This is a genomic window from Achromobacter sp. UBA5777 (assembly GCF_002418565.1).
Taxonomy (GTDB): Bacteria; Pseudomonadota; Gammaproteobacteria; order Burkholderiales; family Burkholderiaceae_B; genus Achromobacter; species Achromobacter animicus.
This window is the reverse complement of record NZ_DIEJ01000001.1, coordinates 1-5,000: the sequence shown is the minus strand read 5'-3', so window position 1 is coordinate 5,000 and position 5,000 is coordinate 1. Positions and strand designations below refer to the sequence as shown.

The 5,000-nt window shown below is 66.5% G+C and carries 5 protein-coding genes; 2 read left to right on the top strand and 3 right to left on the bottom strand.

Annotated features, from left to right (window positions below):
• A partial coding sequence (gene earP, locus B3446_RS00025; RefSeq protein WP_291376007.1) for an elongation factor P maturation arginine rhamnosyltransferase EarP occupies positions 1 to 467 on the top strand: 467 nt, incomplete at its 5' end.
• Positions 468 to 594: 127 nt separating this feature from the next.
• Positions 595 to 1,155 (top strand): elongation factor P, encoded by a 561-nt coding sequence (efp, locus tag B3446_RS00020; RefSeq protein WP_006225610.1) that lies wholly within the window; start codon positions 595 to 597, stop codon positions 1,153 to 1,155.
• A gap of 138 nt (positions 1,156 to 1,293) precedes the next feature.
• On the opposite strand, the gene B3446_RS00015 is transcribed toward efp, so the two are convergent.
• From B3446_RS00015 to B3446_RS00005, 3 genes are all read right to left on the bottom strand, one after another.
• Positions 1,294 to 1,752, bottom strand: coding sequence for a DUF1178 family protein (locus tag B3446_RS00015; RefSeq protein WP_191575782.1), 459 nt, complete (start codon positions 1,750 to 1,752; stop codon positions 1,294 to 1,296).
• 209 nt (positions 1,753 to 1,961) lie between these two features.
• Positions 1,962 to 3,653, bottom strand: coding sequence for an ABC transporter ATP-binding protein (locus B3446_RS00010; RefSeq protein ID WP_175126143.1), 1,692 nt, complete (start codon positions 3,651 to 3,653; stop codon positions 1,962 to 1,964).
• The coding region (locus B3446_RS00005) for an ABC transporter permease (protein WP_291375980.1) at positions 3,650 to 5,000 on the bottom strand (1,351 nt) is incomplete at its 5' end. The genes B3446_RS00005 and B3446_RS00010, both read right to left, overlap by 4 nt.

The following is a 5,000-nucleotide window of genomic DNA, read 5'->3' as shown; positions in this document are numbered from 1 at the left end:
TAATGCTGGTGCCGCAGGGCGTGGCGCCCGGGCTGGAAGCGGCCTGCCAGTCGGCTGGCTGCCCGCACGTCGTCCGGCTGCCCTTTCTGGCTCAGCCCGATTACGACCGCCTGCTGTGGTGCGCGGACTTGAATTTCGTGCGCGGCGAAGATTCCTTCGTGCGGGCCGCCTGGGCCGCCCGGCCGCTGGTCTGGCAGATCTACCCGCAGGACGAAAACGTCCATCTTGAAAAGCTGGAAGCCTGGCTGGCGCGCTATCCGGCCCCCGAAACGGCGCATGCGCTGATCCGCACCTGGAACGAGTCCGAACCCGGCCGCACGGCCCGGGCCGTCACCGCCGCGCTGGCGCCCGACGCCTGGCGCGCGTGGTCCGACGCAGCCCGCCACTGGAACGCCAGCCAGTCGGCCCTGCCCGGCCTGGCCGAAAATCTGGCCACGTTTTGCGCAGAGTTGGCCAAGAAACGTTAGAATAGAGAGTTTTCTGAGTTGCCCTGAATCTGTCGGGCCTCAACTATGACGCCTCCCGGGGTGTGCAAAGCCTCACGCGGCTTATGCAAGCACGGCGAGTGCACCCATCACCCCCGGAGTTTTATCGATGAAAACCGCTCAGGAATTGCGAGTCGGAAACGTGGTCATGGTCGGCAAGGATCCCCTCGTGGTCCAGAAGGCCGAATACAACAAGTCTGGCCGTAACGCCGCCGTGGTCAAGCTGAAGTTCAAGAACCTCTTGACCGCCTCGGCCAGCGAATCGGTCTACAAGGCCGACGAAAAGTTCGAAGTCGTTCAACTGGATCGCAAGGAATGCACGTATTCCTACTTCGGCGACCCGATGTACGTCTTCATGGACGAAGAGTACAACCAGTACGAAATCGAAGCCGAAAGCATGGGCGACGCGCTCAACTACCTGGAAGAAGCGATGCCCGTGGAAGTGGTCTTCTACGACGGCCGCGCCATCTCGGTTGAACTGCCCACCACGCTCGTGCGCGAAATCACCTACACCGAACCCGCCGTCCGTGGCGATACCTCGGGCAAGGTGACCAAGCCGGCCAAGATCAACACCGGCTACGAACTGAACGTGCCGCTGTTCTGCGCCATCGGCGACAAGATCGAAATCGACACCCGCACCAACGAATACCGCAGCCGCGTCAACAACTGATCCGGCTCAGCGCAAAAAAGCCAGACCATTCGGTCTGGCTTTTTTTTCGGGTGGTGGGTGGCAAGGTGTCTGACACCCTTTGAGACGCTGCTTCAAACTGCAGATCATCCAGCCAGGAGAGCCGGACACCTCGACCCGCTATTGCAGCCGTTCGTCGTCCAGAAAATCCGGCACGGCCATGACCTCGATGCCGTCCTCGGCCAGGGCTTCGCGTTCTTCCACCGTGGCGGTGCCGCGGATGGGGCGGTCGTCGGCATCGCCTTCGTGGATGCGGCGCGCTTCTTCCGCGAAGCGGGGGCCGACGTTTTCGGTGCTGCGCACCAGCGCGCGAACCTGGCGCATGACGGCGGCCTGCAGGGCCGCCATCTTTTCAGCGTCGGACGCGCCGGCCGGCACGAGCGGCTTGGCCGCGGGCGCGTGCAGGTGGGCCACGTTCAGCCGGGGCGCGGACAGGCGCTTGGTGATGGTGGCGGACCCGCAGACGGGGCACGTGACAAGGCCGCGCGCTTGTTGCGCGTCGTAGTCTTCGTGCGACCCGAACCACCCTTCAAAGATGTGGTCGTGGTCGCACTGGAGGTCAAAAACTTTCAGAGCCATGGCGTCTATATGGGGTGCAACAGCAAGAGTACAAGAAGGCGCGCCATTTGGCCCGGGTTTGCGCCACCGGGCTGCCGACCAGCGCCTGTTGCGCCTGCAGGGCGTCGATCTGGCACTGCAGGTCGCGCAGTCGCTGGCGTATGTCCTTCACCGGATCCGGCCACCTCGGCCGGATCCGGCTTTAATTCATTCACGCAGCGTGAGATGGATCAGTCCGCGTCAGGCGGCCCGAAGTGCAGACGCGGCACCGCGGCCAGCAGCCGGCGCGTGACTTCCTGGCGCGGCGCCAGCAAGACCGACTCGGCCTGACCCAGCTCAACGATGCGGCCCTTGTCCATGACCGCGATGCGGTCCGCCAGATACTCGACCACCCCGAAGTTGTGGGTGATGAAGAGATACGCGATGCCCAGATCGGCCTGCAGCTCGCGCAGCAGATCCAGGATCTGCGCCTGCACCGACACATCCAGCGCCGACGTGGGCTCGTCGCAGATCAGCACCTTGGGTTCGACCGCCAGCGCGCGCGCAATGGCGATGCGCTGGCGCTGTCCGCCCGAGAATTCATGCGGATAACGCGTCAGCGTGTTGGCGGGCAACCCGACCCGCTCGATGAGCTGCGCGGCGTGCTTCTCGCGGTCCTGGCGGCTCATGCCGCGCTTGAGCGACGCCAGACCCTCGTCCAGGATCTCGCCGATGCGCATGCGCGGATCCAGCGAGGCATACGGGTCCTGGAACACGATCTGGATGTCCTGCCGCAGCCGCTGCAACTGGCGGCGGTCGGCGGTCAACAGGTCCTGGCCTTGCAGCATGGCGCGGCCCGAAATGCGCGCGCCGTCGATCAGCCGCAGCAAGGCCTTGCCAGTGGTGGTCTTGCCGCAGCCGGATTCGCCCAGCAGCGCCAGCGTTTCGCCCGCGCGCAGCGTGAAGGTCACGCCGTCCACGGCCTTGACCCATGACACGATGCGGCGCAGCGGCCCCTTGCGTACCGGGTAATGGACCTTCAGATCCTGCACATCCAGCACCACGCCCGCCGTGCGGTCCGGCCCGGCCTGCTGGCGCTGCTGCGCGGCCACGGCCCGGCCCTGTTCGGTCAGCGGCACGCCACGTTTGTCGAAGGTGGGGATGGCTTCGAAGAGTTGCTTGGCATACGGATGGCGCGGCGCGCGGAAGAATTCCTCGGCGCTGGCGCTTTCGACGATCTCGCCGCTGCGCATCAGGGCGACGTGATGCGCCACGTTCTTGACCACGGCCAGGTCGTGCGTGATCAGCAGGACGGCCATGCCCATTTCCTGCTGGATGCTGGCCAAAAGGTCCAGCACCTGCGCCTGCACCGTCACGTCCAGCGCGGTGGTCGGCTCGTCGGCGATCAGCAGCACGGGCTCGGCTGCCAGCGCGATGGCGATCATGACGCGCTGCTTCTGGCCACCGGAAAACTGGAACGGATAGTCGTCGATGCGGCGGTCGGGATCGGGAATGCCTACCCGGCGCAGCCAGTCGATGGCCCGCGCCCGCGCTGCGGCCCCGCGCAGCGGCGTGTGAGCCGTCAGCGTCTCGATGATCTGGTCGCCCACGCGCATGACCGGATTCAGGCTGGTGGACGGTTCCTGGAAGATGATGCCGATGCGCCCGCCGCGCACGCCGCGCATGGCGCTTTCCGGCAGGCGGTTGAGGTCTTCGCCATCCAGGTCGATCTGCCCGCCCACGATGCGTCCGGCGTCCGGCAGCAGCCGCAACAGCGCCAGCGCGGTCATGCTCTTGCCGCAGCCCGATTCGCCCACCAGCGCGAAGGTCTCGCGCTGGGAGATCGCCAGTTGCAGGCGCTTGACCGCATGCGTCATGCCGCTTTCGCCCGCGACGTCGACGTCCAGGCCGTTTACGGTCAGCAAAGGGGTGTCGTAGCTCATGGCGCCTCTCCGGTCTTGGAGGCGCGGCCGTCCGCCGCCAGCATGGCTTCCGGACGGCGGCCAAGAAAGCCCAGGCGCGCCAGGCGGCTGGGCTTGTAGCGCCGCGTGCGCGGATCGAAGGCGTCGCGCACCGCATCCGCGAACAGGTTGGCGGCCAGCACCAGCGCCAGCATGAAGAGGAAAGCGGTCATCAGATTCCACCAGATCATGGGATCGCGCGACATTTCGAGCCGCGCGCCGTCGATCATCGAGCCGAAGGAATTCATGCTGGGATCCACGCCGATGCCCAGGTAGGACAGCACGGCCTCGTAAAGCACCAGGCCCGAGAATTCCAGCACCACGGTGATCAGCACCAGATGGGCCACGTTGGGCAGCAGGTGGCGCGTCATGATGCGCCAGTGCGACACGCCAAATGCACGCGCGGCCTGCACGTACTCCAGTTCGCGCAGCTTGAGCGTTTCGGCGCGCAGCAGGCGGCACAGCCCTGCCCAGCCGGTCAGGCCCAGGATCATGCACAACAGGAACAGCCGCAGGTCGGCGCGTGCCGCCGAGGTGTCGAAGAGGTCGGAATGGTTGTCGATGTACACCTGCATCATCAGCGCGCAGGCGGCCACTAGCAGCACGCCGGGGATCGATGTGATGGTGGTGTACAGGTACTGGATGGCGTCGTCGACCTTGCCCTTGAAGTACCCGGCCGCGATCCCGAAAATGATGGCCGGCGGCAGCATCGCCAGCGTGGTGAGGCTGCCGATGACGAGCGCGGTGCGGATGCTTTTTAGCGCCTGCCACAGCACGTCGTTGCCGATGCGGTCGGTGCCCAGCGCGTGATAGCCGGTGGACAGCCCGGCCAGCGCCCCCACGGTCAGGCACAACAGGGCGAAGGTGATCGTCATGGCGCGCCAGGGAATGTCGGCGCGGCCGGCCAGCAATTCCTCGGCGGCATGGGACGCCGAACCGGTGGCGCGCGTCAGGCAGGCAAACAGCAGGACGGCGCCGGCCAACGCGACGGCCAGCCCCGCGGCCAGGCCCCATCCCAGCCGCATGGCGATATCGCCGCCGCGCTCTTTCTCGGGATCGGTCAGGTGCAGCGCCGCCCCGCGCAGCCGCGGAAAATCGCGCACCGGCTTGTCGTCGACCAGCATGGTCTCTTTGGTGAACTGATGCGCGGCCAGCGGTTCGGAATAGGTTTTTTCGGGGCGCGTGAGCACGGTGCCGGCCAACAGGCCGTCCAGCGCGGACCGCACCGCGGGCGCATAGACCGGCGGGGCGTCGGCGGCGGCGCCCGGGGCGGGCGGCAGCAGCGGGCGGGAGGGGGCGGGATCCAGCAGGGCGGACCCCCAAAAGGGA

Coding starts and splice junctions, on each gene's coding strand:
- B3446_RS00010 (WP_175126143.1), bottom strand. CDS start 3,653: ATGAGCTACGACACCCCTTTGCTGACCGTAAACGGCCTGGACGTCGAC.
- efp (WP_006225610.1), top strand. CDS start 595: ATGAAAACCGCTCAGGAATTGCGAGTCGGAAACGTGGTCATGGTCGGC.
- B3446_RS00015 (WP_191575782.1), bottom strand. CDS start 1,752: ATGGCTCTGAAAGTTTTTGACCTCCAGTGCGACCACGACCACATCTTT.